We start from the raw sequence: 15,456 nt of genomic DNA, 5'->3' as shown, positions 1-15,456 counted from the left end.
TGTCGCCGAGGCTTATTTTGGATGGACCGAATACTATAACCCTAAAAATATGATTACGCGGGTAAGAAAGAGAGGCCTGTCCTTTGTTAAACGCACTCATGAAAGCATTATCTGGAGAGCGCGATATCGACTCCATCGTCGAAGGTATTCGCAGCGGAATGAAGGAGCAATTGGTATCCGGCCTGGCCGGCTCGACGCGGCAGGTCATGATGGCTGCTCTGCATCATCAGTTGGAGCGGCCCCTGCTGGTCGTAACACACAATATGTTCTCTGCGCAGAAGGTAGCAGAGGATCTGCAAGAATGCTTGTCTGCGGACCAAGTATTGTTGTACCCGGCGAATGAGCTGGTCGCTGCGGAAGCGGCCATATCCAGTCCGGAAGTGATTGCACAGCGGATAGAGGCACTGACTGGCATCGCCCGCGGATTTCGCGGCATCGTCGTAACTCCGTATGCGGGGCTGCGGCGGTTTTTGCCTGCCCGGGAGACGATGGCGTCCTCTCAATTGTCCATCGCTGTAGGCGACGAGGTGAAGCTAGATTCCTTCCTCGAGTCCTTGGTCTCGCTCGGCTATGAGCGGACCGAACGGGTCGAAGCGGCCGGAGAATTCAGTGTCCGGGGCGGCATCGTCGACCTTTACCCGCTGACAACACCTTATCCGTACCGGATCGAGTGGTTCGACGACGAGATCGATTCGATTCGTTCCTTCGATGCGACCGATCAGCGATCGGTGGAGAAGCTGAAGCAGTTGAATATCCCGCCGGCCAAGGAATGGATTGCCGACAGAACACGCTTCGCCCAGGCGGTCGAAGCCGCTTCCGCACGTCTGGAGGAGCAGCTGGCGCGAATGACCGACCGCCAGGTGAAGGAGAAGCTGCAGCAGGAGATTGGTCACGATATCGAGCGGCTGCGGGGCGCTTCCTATTTCAGTGAAATGTATAAGTACGTGTCGCTGCTCTATCCGGAGCGGCATACGCTCTATGACTACATGCCGCAGGATACGCTGCTTGTGATAGACGAGCCGGCCCGGGTCATGGAGACGGCCAAGCAGCTGGAACGCGATGAAGCGGAGTGGAGCACGCATCTGCTGCAGAACGGCAAATCGCTGCCGTCGCTGGAGCTGGGCCTCACCGCTGATGCGGCCATGGGCAAGCGCCCGTTCCAGACGCTGTTCATGGCGCTGTTCCTGCGCCAGGTGCCTCACACCCAGCCGCAGAACATTGTCAATGTGATGTGCCGGACGATGCAGAACTTCCACGGGCAGATGAATGTGCTCAAGGCCGAGATGGAACGGTGGAAAAAAGCGGGGGCGAATGTCATCATTCTGGCCAACGGAGCCGAGCGGGTAGACCGCGTGCGCCGTGTGCTGCAGGACTACCAGATTCCGGAGCCGACGATTATGACCGGCAATCTGCAGTCGGGCTTCGAGCTGCCTTCGATCCATCTCGTGGTTATCACCGAAGGCGAGATGTTCTCCCAGAAGCAGCGCAAGACGCGTCGCGCCGATGCAAGCATGAAGATGGATAATGCGGAGCGAATCCGCAACTACACCGAACTGAAAATCGGAGATTACGTGGTCCATCAGAATCATGGAATCGGCAAATATATCGGCATCGGCACGTTGGAGATCAACGGCATTCATAAAGACTATCTGCATATTATGTATGCTGGTGGCGACAAGCTATCCGTACCGGTCGAACAGCTCCATCTCATTCAGCGTTATGTCAGTTCGGAGGAGAAGGAGCCGAAAATATACAAGCTGGGCGGAACGGAATGGACTAAGGTTAAAAACAAGGTTCGATCATCGGTCAAGGACATTGCCGACGATCTAATTAAGCTGTACGCCGCTAGACAAGCCTCGTCCGGCTATGCCTTCGACAAGGATACGCCGGAGCAACAAGAATTCGAAGATCTGTTCCCGTATGAGGAGACACGGGATCAACTGCGGGCGATCACCGAGATTAAGAAGGACATGGAGCTGCCGCGGCCGATGGATCGGCTGTTGTGCGGCGATGTCGGCTACGGCAAGACGGAAGTCGCGGTCCGAGCCGCCTTCAAAGCGGCCATCGAGGGTAAGCAGGTGGCGATTCTGGTGCCGACGACCATCCTGGCGCAGCAGCATTACGAGACCTTCCGCGAGCGCTTCGCCGACTATCCGTTCAACATTCAGGTGATGAGCCGGTTCCGATCGCGCAAAGATCAGAACGAGACGATCAAGGGACTGAAGACGGGAGTCGTCGATGTGGTCATCGGGACGCACCGTCTCCTCTCTCAAGATGTCGTGTTCAAGGAGCTCGGATTGCTGATCGTGGATGAAGAGCAGCGCTTCGGCGTCACGCACAAGGAGAAGCTGAAGAAGCTGAAGACGAATGTGGACGTACTAACACTGACGGCCACGCCGATACCGCGCACGCTTCATATGTCGATGCTCGGCGTGCGGGACCTGTCTGTCATCGAGACGCCGCCAGAGAACCGCTTCCCGGTTCAGACGTACGTGTTGGAATACAGTGATTCGCTGGTGAGAGAAGCGATAGAACGCGAGCTGTCCCGCAACGGCCAAGTGTACTTCCTGTTCAACCGGGTTCAGGGCATCCATCAGATGGCGGATCATATCAAGATGCTGGTGCCGGAAGCGAAGGTAGCGGTGAGCCACGGGCAGATGTCGGAGACGGAGCTGGAGAAGACGATTCTCGACTTCCTCGACGGAGAGTACGACGTGCTGGTCAGCACGAGCATTATCGAGACCGGAGTGGACATCCCCAATGTCAATACGCTCATCGTGCATGACGCGGACAAGATGGGCCTGTCCCAGCTGTATCAGCTGCGCGGACGCGTTGGCCGCTCGAACCGGATCGCCTATGCGTATTTCACGTACCAGCGCGACAAAGTATTGAATGAGGTCGCGGAGAAGCGTCTCCAAGCGATCAAGGAGTTCACCGAGCTCGGCTCTGGCTTCAAGATTGCGATGCGCGACCTGTCGATTCGGGGCGCAGGCAATCTGCTGGGGGCGGAGCAGCATGGATTCATCGCTTCGGTCGGCTTCGATCTGTACTCGCAGATGCTGGGGGACGAGATCAACAAGCGCAAGGCCGAGCTGGACGGGGTCGCGATTCACGACCAGCAGGAGCTGTCGACGCTCATCGATCTCAATATCGATGCCTATTTGCCGCCGAATTATATTTATGATAGTATTCAGAAGATCGAGATCTACAAAAAAGTTGCCGGTCTCGCCTCATTGGAGGAAGTCGAAGAATTGCGTGATGAACTCATCGATCGCTTTGGTGAACCGCCGCTAGCCGTCTTGCAGCTGCTTGCCGTCGCACGGCTGAAGCTGCATGCGAAGCAGTATGGATTGGAATCCATCGTGCAGCGCGGGGATACGGTCACCATGAAGGTCCACCCTTCGGCTGAACCATGGCTTGACCGTAAGAAGCTGGCAACGATTGCGGCCCGAATCGATCGGCGCATCGCCGTCGATCGCGAAGCGCATGGCACCGTGAAAATCAATGCGCGCGGGTTGGATGGAATGCAGCTGCTGATGCAATTGGAGCAGTTCATGCTTGATGCTACAGACGCGATCAAAGCGAAGGGAGAATTACAACATGTTGCAAAATAAACAGATGCGCTCCAAAAAGTGGCTGCTGCTCGCGCTGTCTGCCGTGTTGACGCTGTCCGTCCTGGCGGGATGCGGCAAGAAAGATACGGCGGCGGCACCGAAGGATGGAAGCAAAGTGGTAGCTACCTATGAAGGCGGAGAAGTTACCGAGGATCAATTCAAGAAGGAAATGGCAACCATGCTCGTGTTCTATCCCGAGTATGAGCAAATTATCGGCATGGAGGAGTTCCAGGAATATTTCTTGAAGCAGCAGATCGCTTACTTGTACCTGGAGGGCCAAGCGTCCGACAAGGCGAAGAAGACGGGCGGAGAGAAGGCCAAGGAACAGCTGGATTTGATGAAAGCGCAGGCTGGCGATGACGAGTTCAAGAAGATTCTGGATGCCCAAAAGCTGACCGAAGCCGATGTGACGGCGTACATGACCCGGATTTTGACGGTCGTTCAAGAGTACAATGATAAAGTTACCGATGAGCAGCTGAAGGCCGAATTCGAGAAGAACAAAAAGGATATGACCGTAGCGAGCGTTCGCCACGTGCTGATTGGCTTCGAGGATAAGGACGGCAAAGAGCGCAAAAAAGAAGATGCGCTCAAGCTGGCCAAAGATATCCAAGCCCGTCTGAAGAAGGGCGAGGACTTCGCGAAGGTAGCCAAGGAACATTCGGATGACACCGGATCGACGGATACCGGCGGCCTCTACGAGGATGTAGAGGTAGGCAATTGGGTGCCTCAATTCAAGGAGGCGGCCTTGACGCTGCCGATTAACGAGATCAGCGATCCGGTCGAGACCGACTACGGCTACCATGTGATGCGGGTCGAAGCCCGTGCGGAGAAGACATTCGACAAGCTGACCGACACCGAGAAGACGTCGCTGCGGACCCTTGCCGCATCGGAATTGATGAACGACTTCATGGAGAAGGACCTGGAGAAGCTCATCAAGAAGATCGATCTGCCGAAGACCGAGGAGCCGGACGCATCCCAGGAAGAGGAGCCAACTGACTCGACAGGCGAGAATAAGGACACAACGCAGGACGACAAGAATACCGAGACGCCACAAGACAACAACGCGGCAACAGACCAGAAAGAGGACAAGGCGGAAGACACGAAATAAAGTGATTCACAGCTGCGGCTGTCCCCGGTGTCGGGGACGGCCCTTTTTTTTGCGCCTGACTAGGGATAAAGACCTAGGACAAGCTTTTATTCGACAAAAACAGAGTTTTAGGATAAAATTATCCAGTGTTAACGAAATAAATGTTAGAAATTTGAGAAAAAGTGGAGTAAATATGTCGTTAAATGTCGAAAAATGTGAAGTGCTTTGCAGTCAACCGGGTATGAACGGAGTATCATGAAATGTATAAGAAGCTGGGAGCGGATGAATACTATGGTCAGAGTTTGAAACTATACCGCATCTCTCCTAAAAACAATAATCCAGTTGACCTTTAAAACTAATCTTGGAAAGCGGGGCAACCTTTAATGAAAGCTACTGGTATTGTTCGTCGTATTGATGATCTCGGACGCGTGGTCATTCCCAAAGAAATTCGTCGCACACTGCGTATTCGCGAAGGAGATCCACTTGAAATTTTCGTTGATCGCGACGGTGAAGTTATCCTCAAAAAATATTCGCCTATCGGGGAATTGGGCGATTTCGCCAAGGAATATGCGGAGTCTCTGTACGAAAGCACAGGCCATATTACGATGATTTCCGATCGCGACACCATCATCACGCTGGCTGGAGGCTCGAAGAAGGAGTTCTTGGACAAGCAGATCGGCATGCTGCTGGAAAACTGCATGGACAACCGCAAGTCGGTGCTGGAGACGAATTCCGGCAATTATGAGATCGTGAAGGATCATCAGGAGACGTTGTCTTCTTTTGTCGCTGCGCCGATTGTATCGGGCGGGGATCCGATTGGAACAGTCGTGCTGTTGAATCGGGATGACAGCATCAAGATGGGCCAGATGGAAGTGAAAATGGCGGAAACGGCTGCCGGCTTCCTCGGAAAACAAATGGAACAATAATCCGCTTCGGCGGTGCATCGCTCCTGCTCGTGAAGGGCCGCCCCCATGGCGCGCGCACCTTCTGAAGCGGGAGTTTTTTGTTCCCGCGTTCCGGGGATGGCCACGCTCTGTCCGCCGCAGCGGTCTATGATATAATACGTGTACATTATTACAACGCGCGTAAGAAATCATGGACGCAGCGGCAACCTTTGGAATCGGATGGGCGGGAGACGAGCATGGAGCGTACAACAGGAAGGCAGGTCGTATCCGGCGCTTTGATGCTGGGCGCGGCGGCGGTGTTGTCGAAGATAATCGGCACGCTGCAGAAAATTCCGCTGCAGAACATCGGGGGTGACGGTGTTTTCGGCATCTACAACGCCGTGTATCCCTTCTACGTGCTGCTGGTGGTCATCGCTTCGGCAGGCATCCCGGTCGCCGTCGCCCGTCTCGTCGCCGAATGCGAAGCGGCGGGGGATGAGCAGGGATCGACCCGCGTGCTGTACGCCTCCTGTCTCCTGATGAGCTTCACCGGCCTCTTCGGCTTCCTCGCCTTGACCTGGGGAGCCGAGACGGTCGCTTCCTGGATCGGCAACCGTCATACCGTGCCGGCGATACGCAGCTCGGCCTACGCGCTGCTCGTCATGCCATTGGCCGCCGCCTTGCGGGGCTATGACCAGGGGCGGGGACGGATGGAATCGACGGCCGTCTCGCAGGTGGCGGAGCAGACCGGCCGGGTGGCGGTCATGATCGCGCTCCTGCTCTATTACGTGAGCCGGGAGGCGCCGGAGGAGACGATTGCGGCCGGCGCCACCTTCGGCTCGTTCGCGGGCGGCGTGTGCGGCTTGGCGGCGATGGCTTGCTTCCGGTGGAGGGAGCGGCGTTCCGCTGCTGCGGCAACCCGGGCGGTGCCTGCGGTGACTGGCCCGGCGAGAGCGGAACCGCCCGGCTCGGCGAGGGGGGACCTGTTCGGCCCGGCGTCTTCGCTGACAATCGGCGCCTGGATGCGGCGTCTGGCCTGGACGGCCCTGCCGATCTGCCTCGGCGCGATCGTGATGCCGGCCGTGAACGTCGTCGATGTGTTCACGGTGCCGCGTCTGCTGGCGCAGCGCGGGCTCGGCGAGGCCGGAGCGCTGGCGGAGTTCGGCGTCTATAGTCGCGCCTTCCCGCTGGTCCAGCTCGTGACGATGGTCGCCAGCTCGCTCGCGGTCGGCCTCGTGCCGGCCGTGGCCGCTGCCGCGCGCCGCGATGCGGCTCAACTGCGGGAGCTGCTGGCGTCGGCGCTGCGCTGGACGTGGCTGATTGGCTGGGCCGCGGCGGCGGGGCTGATCGCCCTGGCCGAGCCGATCAATGTGGCGCTCTACACGAATGCCGCCGGGCTGACGGCATTCGTGTGGATCGCGTCCACGGCGGTCAGCGGCATGCTGCAGGCCGTGACCGCCGCTCTGCTGCAGGGCATGGGGGCCGTGCGCGCCCCCGCCCTGATTCTGCTGTTCGCCGCCGGCATGAAGGCGGCGCTCAATCTGTGGCTGGTCCCGGCCTATGGCATCGCCGGGGCCGCCATGAGCGCGGCCGCCTCGCTCGCGCTCGCTGCGGCGCTGAATGCGGCCGCGCTGAGCCGCGCCAGCGGCGTGCGCTTCGCCGCCTGGGGCGCCCGGAGCGCGCGGCTGGCGCTGGCGCTCGCCGCCATGGCCGCAGCGGCGCGCCTGGCGGCGCTCGCCCCGGCGGCGCTCGGCCTTGGCGGCCGCATAGGCGCCCTGCTCGCGGTCGCCGGCGGCGTGCCGCTCGGCGCGCTTATCTTCGCCGGGCTGGCGCTGCGGCTCGGCCTTGTGCGGCCGCAGGAGCTGGCGGCTCTGCCGCGCATCGGCCCGGCGCTGGCCCGGATCGCGGCCAAGATCGCGCCGCAGAACAGGTAATGGACGGTTCTCCCCGGGGAGAACCTTGACACGAAGGAGGCAATCCCATGTCAGGAACAATCACGGTCGTCGGACTCGGCTCCGGCGACGCCGGACAGCTAACGCTGGACGTATGGAACCGGCTCCGCCGGGCGGAACGGCTGTATGTGCGCACGGAGCGCCATCCGGTGATGTCGCTGCTGCAGGAGGAAGGGACGGCATACCGTTCCTTCGACGAGGTGTATGAAGCGCAGGACGATTTCCCGGCGGTCTACGAGGAGATTGCCCGGGCGTTAATCGCGGCGGCGCAGGACGGCGGTTCGGTCGTCTACGCAGTGCCGGGCCATCCGATGGTGGCGGAGGCCACCGTGAAGCTGCTGGCGGAGCGCTGTCCGGCCGAAGGCATCCGGTTGGAGATCCGGGGCGGCGAGAGCTTCCTCGATCAGGCCTTCATCCGGCTCGGCTTCGATCCGATCGAAGGGTTCCAACTGCTGGACGCGAGCGGACTGAAGCGTTCCATGATCAATCCCCGGTTGCACACCGTTATCGGACAAGTGTATGATACGTTTACAGCTTCTGAAGTGAAGCTGGGCTTGATGGAAGTATATCCGGACGATTACGAGGTCACCGCTGCTCATGCGCTCGGCGTCGAGGGGCAGGAGGAGATCCATCGCGTGCCGCTGTACGAGCTTGATCGGCTGGAGGGCTACGGCAACCTGTCGCTCATCTACGTGCCGCGTTCGGAGGCGGACGAGGTGCTGAACGGCACGTTCGACAAGCTGCACGAGATTGTGGCGACGCTGCGCAGTCCCGAAGGCTGTCCGTGGGATCGGGAGCAGACACATCAGTCGATTCGCAAAAACTTCATCGAAGAGACCTATGAGGTGCTGGAAACGATCGACGATGACGATCCCGTGGCCATGCAGGAGGAGCTGGGCGACGTGCTGCTCCAGATTATGCTGCATGCCCAGATGGAGGAAGAGACGGGGACCTTCTCGGCATATGATGTCATTCGGGGCCTGAACGAGAAGCTCATTTTCCGCCATCCTCACGTGTTCGGGGACAAGGCGGCCGCCGACTCCGAAGCGGCGCTCCGCAATTGGGAGCAGATGAAGGCCGAGGAGAAGCGGCGCAAGGGGCGAGACGCGGAACGCAAGTCCATATTGGACGGGGTGCCGCGGGATTTGCCGGCTCTGATCAAGGCCCGCGAATTACAGCACAAAGCGGCCAAAGTCGGCTTCGACTGGGATCGTATTGAGGATGTACTTGACAAACTGGCCGAAGAATTGCAAGAATTGCGAGAGGCGATCAGCTTGGCAGAGACGGCGAAGGGCGAGGACAACCACCGCGCGCATGCCGTAGAGGAGCTGGGCGACGTGCTGTTCGCGGCAGTAAATGCGGCAAGATTTCTGGGAGCCGACCCGGAAGAAGCGTTGACGGGGACGAACCGCAAATTTATTCGCCGTTTTCAATATATTGAGGAACAGCTTCGTATAAACGGCAAATCTTTTGACCAGACTGATTTACTAGAAATGGAGAAGTGGTGGCAGGAAGCGAAGCAGCTGAAGCCTTGACCGGAGCGGTAAGCGGCCTGATATCCCCTATTTTCGTCAAAATATGAAAAAGTGCCGTAACCGGGGAGGATTTTACTCGCAAAGCAAGAATACATACATTCGAGAATACAACACGGATTGTATTTTGCGACTCCGGCATCAGCTCGCGAGCCAACACACTCTATTGAATGACTAATAGGATTGGGAGGCCAATAAACATGAACAAAACAGATTTGATCAACAACATCTCGGAGAAAAGCGGATTGACCAAAAAAGACGTAGAAGCGGTATTGAACGGCTTCTTCGGCGAAGTTACTGACGCACTGTCCAAAGGCGACAAAGTGCAACTGATTGGATTCGGCACATTCGAGACTCGCAAGCGCGCAGGCCGCACGGGCCGCAACCCGCAAACGGGCAACACGATCGAAATTCCGGAATCGACAGTTCCGGCGTTCAAAGCGGGCAACAAGCTTAAAGAAGCTGTAAAATAATGCGTCTCGACAAGTTCCTGAAAGTTTCGCGGCTCATTAAGCGGCGCACCGTAGCCAAAGATGTGTCCGAACAGGGACGCGTCATATTAAATGGACGCGAGGCGAAGCCGAGCACGGCCGTCAAGGTGGGAGACGAGATTACGGTCCAATTCGGGCAGAAGCTCGTCACGGTCCGCATCGAGCGTCTCCAGGAGACGACGAAGAAGGAAGAAGCAGCTGGCATGTACACGCTGCTGAAGGAAGAGCCTATTCCACGATCGAAGGATCTGGAATGGTAATCGCCATGAATCCATCAAGAAAGGCCCTTTCCCGATAACGGGGGAGGGCCTTTCTTGTGCTTGCCGGAAGGCGGTGTTTGGCTGGCTGACTATGGACGCCCAGGAGGAGACATTCCGGGTAAGGCGGAACAGGCGGCCGAAGGAACGGCAGCAGGGAAAATAAGCCTTTGAATCTCTTTCCCCCGTTCCCTATAATAGACGTATAACCAAATACATTCCGCCGGCATTCCCGGCGGGAGAGGTTCGCAATCTCCCTCTATAAAAAACTAAGGCTGACAGCATCCGTAATGGGTATGGCTTTCCCTTGGTGTTGTCTTTTTTTGTGCTTATGGAGGCGGGGGAAGCGGCGCTTGCCGGATCTTCCCCTGCTTCGAATGGATCGATGCACATGCCTTCGTCTTGTTCTGTAGAGGAATAAGAAGGGATGGACACAGGATGAATGATGCAATGAACTCAATGAACCGTAAGGAAGCAGCCGCCGATCGGGCGGGAGGCAGAGCCGATCAGGGCAAGCCGCAGGAGAAGGCAGTCGTCGTCTTCAGCGGCGGGCAGGACAGCACGACATGCCTGTTCTGGGCGCTGGAGCGCTTCGATGCCATCGAGACGGTAACGTTCGACTATGGACAGCGCCACCGCAGCGAGCTGGAGCATGCGAAGCGGATTGCAGCCAAGCTGCAGGTGCCGAACCGCGTGCTAGACATGACGCTGCTCAATCAACTGGCGCCGAACGCGCTCACCCGGGCCGATATCGACATCGCCCAGGAGGAGGGCGAACTGCCAAATACGTTCGTCGAGGGGCGCAACCTGCTATTCTTCTCGTTCGCCGCAATCTATGCGAAGCAGATCGGCGCACGGCATATCGTGACGGGCGTCTGCGAGACCGACTTCAGCGGCTATCCCGATTGCCGGGACGTATTTGTCAAATCGTTGAATGTGACGCTCAATCTGGCGATGGACTATGGCTTCGTCCTTCATACGCCGCTCATGTGGCTGAACAAGGCCGAGACCTGGCGTCTGGCGGACGAACTGGGGGCGTTCGACTTCGTGCGCACAGAGACGGTGACCTGCTATAACGGGCTGCCGGGCGACGGCTGCGGCGAATGCCCGTCCTGCAAGCTGCGGCGCGACGGACTAGAGAGCTATCTCGCGGAGAGAGCGCAGAAGGCGGGGGCCGGGGCATGAACAGACCGGGCTCGTTCCGCATCGTAGAGAAGCTGCAGCAATACGGTACCGATATATCCCGCGAGTCGCTGCGCTACCACAAGCGCCGCGTCCTCGTCAGCAAGGAGTTCACCTTCGATGCGGCGCATCATCTGCACGCCTACGAAGGCAAATGCAAAAATCTGCACGGCCATACGTACCAGGCCGTGTTCGGCCTGAGCGGCTATACGAACGACATTGGCATCGCCCTTGACTTCGGAGACATCAAGGAGATTTGGAAGGAGCGGATCGAGCCGTATCTCGATCACCGCTATCTGAACGAGACGCTCCCCCTGATGAACACGACGGCGGAGAACATGGTTGTCTGGCTGTATGAGCAGATGAGCGCCGCGCTGGCGGAGGAGCCGTACCGCACCCGCTGCGAAGGCGGGCGGGTGGAGTTCGTCCGCCTTTATGAGACGCCGACCAGCTACGCCGAGGCAAGATGGGAGTGGATGGAGCCATGACGATACCCGTGCTGGAACTGTTCGGGCCGACCGTGCAGGGCGAAGGCCTGCTTGTCGGCCGGAAGACGATGTTCGTGCGCACGGCAGGCTGCGATTACCGCTGCTCCTGGTGCGATTCCGCCTTCACATGGGACGGCTCGGCGAAGGAGGAGATTCGTAGCCTCACGGCGGAGGACATCCTGCGGGAACTGAACGCACTTGCCGCCGGCCGCTTCGATCATGTCACGATCTCGGGCGGCAATCCCGCTCTGCTCCCCGGCATCGGCGACCTGGTGCGTCTGCTTGGAGAGCACGGCATTTGCACCGCGGTGGAGACGCAAGGATCGCGGTGGCAGGACTGGCTGCTGGACATCGATGACGTCACGCTGTCCCCGAAGCCGCCGAGCTCCTGCATGAGCACCGATCAAGCACGGCTCGATCAGAACGTGAGCCGGCTGTGGGATCGCCCGGATCGGAAGGGGCTGTGCCTGAAGATCGTCGTCTTCGACGAACGGGATCTCGCGTATGCCATCCGTATGCATGAACGTTACCCGGACATTCCGTTCGTCCTGCAGACGGGGAATGACGATGTGCGGAGCGCGGATGACAACGAGCTGATCAGGAAGCTGCTCGGCCGGTATGAATGGCTGATCGAGCAGGTCGCCGCCGATCCGCGCTTGAACCGGGCGCGCGTGCTGCCGCAGCTGCATACGCTCGTATGGGGCAACAAGCGCGGCGTATGATAGAAGGCCGGCCTGTCGTCAGGCCGCTTGCAAGGGAAGCGGCCCCGGTGCGGAGCCGGAACGCTTCTGAATTCGACACGAATAACCGATATAGAAGGGGAGGCAATCGCATGGCAGGCAGGAACGAAGCCGAATTGCAGCTGAAGCATCTTGGAGGGAAGACGGAATACGCAACAGACTATGCGCCTCATGTACTGGAGGCGTTCGACAATAAGCATCCGAACCGCGATTATTTCGTCAAATTCAATTGTCCGGAGTTCACCAGTCTCTGTCCGATGACGGGGCAGCCGGACTTCGCGACGATGTATATCAGCTACATTCCGGACCAGAAGTGCGTCGAGAGCAAGTCGCTGAAGCTCTATATGTTCAGCTTCCGCAATCATGGCGACTTCCACGAGGATTGCGTCAATATCATTATGAATGATCTGATCGAGCTTCTCGATCCGAAATATATCGAAGTATGGGGCAAGTTCACGCCGCGCGGCGGCATTTCTATCGATCCGTACTGCAATTATGGCCGTCCCGGAACGAAGTACGAGGAGATGGCGGCTTATCGCCTGATGAATCATGATTTATATCCGGAAACGGTCGACAACCGATAAGTTGGATAAGCGCGAGTACACGAATCACGAAGCGAGAAATATTGGAAGACTGTCCGCGTTGCAGTTCTATTCTGGCATTCCCTTCATAAGCTAGTGTTGAGAAGGAGGTACATGCCATGATGGAATTGAACAAGCCAACGGCTAAGCGCCAGGAGATTAAGATGGTCAACCGCAAGCTGCTGGAGATTAGCGGGGTAAGCAAGGTGGAGAGCTTCGACAGCGAGGAGTTCCTGCTTGATACCGAATGCGGATTTTTGACCATACGCGGCCACAATCTTCATATCAAAAACTTGAGCCTTGAACAAGGACAAGTCGCCATTGAAGGCACGGTCAACTCCCTGACCTATCTGGATGCGAGCTCACACGACAAATCCAAAGGCTTCTTCGGGAAGTTATTCAAGTGAGTCTGTACGTACAATGGACGACCGTGCTGCTCATGATGCTGAGCGGCTTAACGCTAGGCATCGTATTTGATGGCTACCGCGTCGTAGCGGGACAATTCCGTTTCCCTCGGTGGACGGTTCCGCTGCTGGATTTGATGTATTGGCTGGCTGCGACGCTGTTCGTATTTCATATGCTCGTGAAGGGCAATCAGGGAGAGCTACGATTTTACGTCTTTCTTGGCCTGGCCGCCGGGGCATGGTTGTATGTTATCCTTCTCAGCAAGGTCACGGTCGTGATCGTGACGTGGCTCGTGCGAGCCGTATTGGCACTCTCCCGGTTCATCCGGCGATGCCTGTATGTTCTGCTCGTGCTGCCGCTCAAGGGCTTATGGATCTTTACAAAAGGTCTAGGAGCGTTTTTGCTGTCGGCGGCTATGTTCATCGGAAAAATTGTGCTACAATGTGTTAAGCCGCTATGGTTGCTGGTCCGATGGATGTTCCGCCCGCTCATTCTTCCGATCTGGGAGAGGCTGGGTATGACGGAACGGCTCCACCTGATCAAGGAGAAGGTATTTTCTGGTATGCGTCGAATGAATCAATGGGTGGCATCGGGAAGAGCGAAGGTGGCTCGTCTGCTGCGCCTGTTTCATCATAGGAAGTAACAGGTGATTTCTCTAACTGACTTTATCGAAAATGGGGGTGTGCGTATGTCTGCGTCCCGGACACCGGACCGTACTCGTGAGAACAAAATGGCAGGAGCCAAGCGTAGATTGCGATTGTGGATGGGGTTTATGGTGGTGTTTGCGGGGTGGGGCTTGTATACGTACATTGACCAGGCTGCTACTATTGAGGGGCTCAAGGCCGATTATCAGGTGCAGGAGAAGAAGAAGAATGCTGCCGAAGAGACGCGGAACGAGGTTCAGCAGGAAGTCGATCGCCTGAATACGACTGAATATATTCTTCAGCTTGCAAGAAGCCAAGGGATGCTGCTTCCGGACGAAGTCCTTATCCGCAAGCATGAGGAATAGGCGTCATTTCGGGACAACCGTCGGTTGACCACTTGGTGCGGTTACAGTATAATCACGACATAAGCATTGCTTTCGGTAACGAAGCGGTGTGCCGTTTAACATTTTAAGGGAGGAACATTTTATTCTATGACAATCGAAGTGGGCACCAAGTTACAAGGCAAGGTGACAGGCATTACGCATTTTGGGGCGTTCGTTGATCTGTCGGGAGGTGTCACGGGACTGGTTCACATCTCTGAAATTGCCGATAACTATGTCAAGGACGTGAATGACCATTTGAAGATTGACGATATCGTCACGGTCAAAGTAATTAACGTCGACAAGGACGGCAAGATTGGCTTGTCTATCAAGCAGACAGTGGATAAGCCAGCATCGGAGCAGAGACCGCCAAGAGGACCTCGTCAAGACCGTCCGAACCGAGACGGGGGGGGAAGAGGCGGCTTTGGTAACCGCGACCGGGGTGGGCGCAAGCCTAATTTCGCTTCTTTTGAGGATAAAATGTCGCGCTTCCTTAAAGACAGTGAAGAGCGCATCTCGTCTTTGAAAAAGAACACGGAATCCAAGCGCGGAGGCCGTGGCGCACGCCGCATGTAATAGATGAACAAGGAACGAAGCCGCAGACCGGGCACCCGGTGTTGCGGCTTTTTGCTGTGTTCGTGGCTGTGATTGTGGCCGTGATCGTTGCTGTGTTCGTATCGTGTTCGTTGCCGTGATCGCGATCGTGATCGTGATCGTGGCCGTGATTGTGCCGTGTTCCTGACCGTGTTCGTGCCGTGGCTGGTGCCGGCGCCGGTGCGGGGACCGGGACGTTTTTGATCGGGCCAAGCCTGCAAATCTGCAGCATTTTTCCTCGTTTCATGGCCTGTGAGCTAGAATTGGTGCAAAACTACATCTTTTTGCCCCATTAGGCGGGATTGAGGCCGGAACGGCAGGAAATTGATGCATTATTGCAGGAATCCACCTTTCCACAACTGCTTCCAATCGAATTCCTGCATATCTGCAGCAATCAGGAGAGGACGAACAGGACACGGCATCTTTCCAGGCCGGTCATCCAGCCCGCAAGGTACACCTTTTCGCTGACTCGACATCTGCTGCATCCTTCGCCACCTGTTCCTCTATTTTTGGCAACTAGCCCAGGTCTGCACCGGCGCAAGGCAGGGATGATAACGCCTCTGGCCAACTACCCAGGCTCCACCCAAGCTCCCACAATGGCATCTGCCACCACCCAGGCTCTACA

General features: G+C 57.3%; 15 protein-coding genes and 1 riboswitch. All 15 genes read left to right on the top strand.

What is annotated here, in order from left to right; translation table 11 throughout:
- Positions 1–83 precede the first annotated feature (83 nt).
- The gene (mfd, locus tag DQX05_RS23325) at positions 84–3,614 is read left to right on the top strand and encodes a transcription-repair coupling factor (protein WP_119795776.1); all 3,531 of its coding nucleotides are present in this window, start codon (positions 84–86) and stop codon (positions 3,612–3,614) included.
- Positions 3,601–4,722 carry a peptidylprolyl isomerase gene (locus DQX05_RS23320; RefSeq protein WP_119795775.1) on the top strand — a complete coding sequence of 374 codons (1,122 nt, stop codon included), beginning with the start codon at positions 3,601–3,603 and terminating at the stop codon, positions 4,720–4,722. Before mfd ends, DQX05_RS23320 begins: the two co-directional genes overlap by 14 nt.
- 362 nt (positions 4,723–5,084) lie before the next feature.
- The gene (gene spoVT / locus DQX05_RS23315; RefSeq protein WP_119795774.1) at positions 5,085–5,627 is read left to right on the top strand and encodes a stage V sporulation protein T; all 543 of its coding nucleotides are present in this window, start codon (positions 5,085–5,087) and stop codon (positions 5,625–5,627) included.
- A 215-nt stretch (positions 5,628–5,842) separates the two neighbouring features.
- Positions 5,843–7,519 carry a polysaccharide biosynthesis protein gene (locus DQX05_RS23310; RefSeq protein ID WP_182914880.1) on the top strand — a complete coding sequence of 559 codons (1,677 nt, stop codon included), beginning with the start codon at positions 5,843–5,845 and terminating at the stop codon, positions 7,517–7,519.
- A 47-nt stretch (positions 7,520–7,566) separates the two neighbouring features.
- On the top strand, positions 7,567–9,072 hold the full coding sequence (gene yabN, locus DQX05_RS23305) for a bifunctional methyltransferase/pyrophosphohydrolase YabN (RefSeq protein ID WP_119795773.1): 1,506 nt from the start codon (positions 7,567–7,569) through the stop codon (positions 9,070–9,072).
- 197 nt (positions 9,073–9,269) lie between these two features.
- A complete protein-coding gene (locus tag DQX05_RS23300; RefSeq protein ID WP_006679526.1) occupies positions 9,270–9,542 on the top strand; it encodes an HU family DNA-binding protein in 273 nt (90 codons plus the stop codon).
- Positions 9,542–9,820 (top strand): RNA-binding S4 domain-containing protein, encoded by a 279-nt coding sequence (locus DQX05_RS23295; RefSeq protein ID WP_087443272.1) that lies wholly within the window; start codon positions 9,542–9,544, stop codon positions 9,818–9,820. The genes DQX05_RS23300 and DQX05_RS23295 overlap by 1 nt, the downstream gene beginning before the upstream one ends.
- Before the next feature lie 232 nt (positions 9,821–10,052).
- A riboswitch (PreQ1 riboswitch) is annotated at positions 10,053–10,096 on the top strand.
- 180 nt (positions 10,097–10,276) lie between these two features.
- The gene (queC, locus tag DQX05_RS23290) at positions 10,277–11,002 is read left to right on the top strand and encodes a 7-cyano-7-deazaguanine synthase QueC (RefSeq protein WP_119795801.1); all 726 of its coding nucleotides are present in this window, start codon (positions 10,277–10,279) and stop codon (positions 11,000–11,002) included.
- A complete protein-coding gene (gene queD / locus DQX05_RS23285) occupies positions 10,999–11,487 on the top strand; it encodes a 6-carboxytetrahydropterin synthase QueD (RefSeq protein ID WP_119795772.1) in 489 nt (162 codons plus the stop codon). Before queC ends, queD begins: the two co-directional genes overlap by 4 nt.
- Positions 11,484–12,209, top strand: a complete 726-nt coding sequence (gene queE / locus DQX05_RS23280; RefSeq protein WP_119795771.1) for a 7-carboxy-7-deazaguanine synthase QueE — start codon at positions 11,484–11,486, stop codon at positions 12,207–12,209. Before queD ends, queE begins: the two co-directional genes overlap by 4 nt.
- Positions 12,210–12,319: 110 nt before the next feature.
- The gene (gene queF, locus DQX05_RS23275; protein ID WP_119795770.1) at positions 12,320–12,811 is read left to right on the top strand and encodes a preQ(1) synthase; all 492 of its coding nucleotides are present in this window, start codon (positions 12,320–12,322) and stop codon (positions 12,809–12,811) included.
- A 116-nt stretch (positions 12,812–12,927) separates the two neighbouring features.
- Complete coding sequence (gene yabP / locus DQX05_RS23270) at positions 12,928–13,215, top strand: sporulation protein YabP (protein ID WP_006679532.1); 288 nt, start codon at positions 12,928–12,930, stop codon at positions 13,213–13,215.
- Positions 13,212–13,856 carry a spore cortex biosynthesis protein YabQ gene (gene yabQ, locus DQX05_RS23265; protein ID WP_119795769.1) on the top strand — a complete coding sequence of 215 codons (645 nt, stop codon included), beginning with the start codon at positions 13,212–13,214 and terminating at the stop codon, positions 13,854–13,856. Before yabP ends, yabQ begins: the two co-directional genes overlap by 4 nt.
- Positions 13,857–13,901: 45 nt before the next feature.
- Positions 13,902–14,222, top strand: a complete 321-nt coding sequence (locus tag DQX05_RS23260) for an FtsB family cell division protein (RefSeq protein WP_259392184.1) — start codon at positions 13,902–13,904, stop codon at positions 14,220–14,222.
- Positions 14,223–14,348: 126 nt separating this feature from the next.
- Positions 14,349–14,813: a S1 domain-containing RNA-binding protein gene (locus DQX05_RS23255; RefSeq protein WP_006285932.1), complete on the top strand. Its 465-nt coding sequence runs from the start codon at positions 14,349–14,351 to the stop codon at positions 14,811–14,813.
- The last annotated feature ends 643 nt before the right edge of the window (positions 14,814–15,456 follow it).

This window comes from Paenibacillus thiaminolyticus (genome assembly GCF_003591545.1).
Lineage (GTDB): Bacteria > Bacillota > Bacilli > Paenibacillales > Paenibacillaceae > Paenibacillus_B > Paenibacillus_B thiaminolyticus_A.
This window is presented reverse-complemented; position numbering and strand designations above follow the sequence as displayed.

Bases quoted from the DNA above. Each gene is read 5' to 3' on its own strand.
- DQX05_RS23320 (WP_119795775.1), top strand. From the start codon at position 3,601: ATGTTGCAAAATAAACAGATGCGCTCCAAAAAGTGGCTGCTGCTCGCG.
- spoVT (WP_119795774.1), top strand. From the start codon at position 5,085: ATGAAAGCTACTGGTATTGTTCGTCGTATTGATGATCTCGGACGCGTG.
- DQX05_RS23310 (WP_182914880.1), top strand. From the start codon at position 5,843: ATGGAGCGTACAACAGGAAGGCAGGTCGTATCCGGCGCTTTGATGCTG.
- yabN (WP_119795773.1), top strand. From the start codon at position 7,567: ATGTCAGGAACAATCACGGTCGTCGGACTCGGCTCCGGCGACGCCGGA.
- DQX05_RS23300 (WP_006679526.1), top strand. From the start codon at position 9,270: ATGAACAAAACAGATTTGATCAACAACATCTCGGAGAAAAGCGGATTG.
- DQX05_RS23295 (WP_087443272.1), top strand. From the start codon at position 9,542: ATGCGTCTCGACAAGTTCCTGAAAGTTTCGCGGCTCATTAAGCGGCGC.
- queC (WP_119795801.1), top strand. From the start codon at position 10,277: ATGAACCGTAAGGAAGCAGCCGCCGATCGGGCGGGAGGCAGAGCCGAT.
- queD (WP_119795772.1), top strand. From the start codon at position 10,999: ATGAACAGACCGGGCTCGTTCCGCATCGTAGAGAAGCTGCAGCAATAC.
- queE (WP_119795771.1), top strand. From the start codon at position 11,484: ATGACGATACCCGTGCTGGAACTGTTCGGGCCGACCGTGCAGGGCGAA.
- queF (WP_119795770.1), top strand. From the start codon at position 12,320: ATGGCAGGCAGGAACGAAGCCGAATTGCAGCTGAAGCATCTTGGAGGG.
- yabP (WP_006679532.1), top strand. From the start codon at position 12,928: ATGATGGAATTGAACAAGCCAACGGCTAAGCGCCAGGAGATTAAGATG.
- DQX05_RS23260 (WP_259392184.1), top strand. From the start codon at position 13,902: ATGTCTGCGTCCCGGACACCGGACCGTACTCGTGAGAACAAAATGGCA.
- DQX05_RS23255 (WP_006285932.1), top strand. From the start codon at position 14,349: ATGACAATCGAAGTGGGCACCAAGTTACAAGGCAAGGTGACAGGCATT.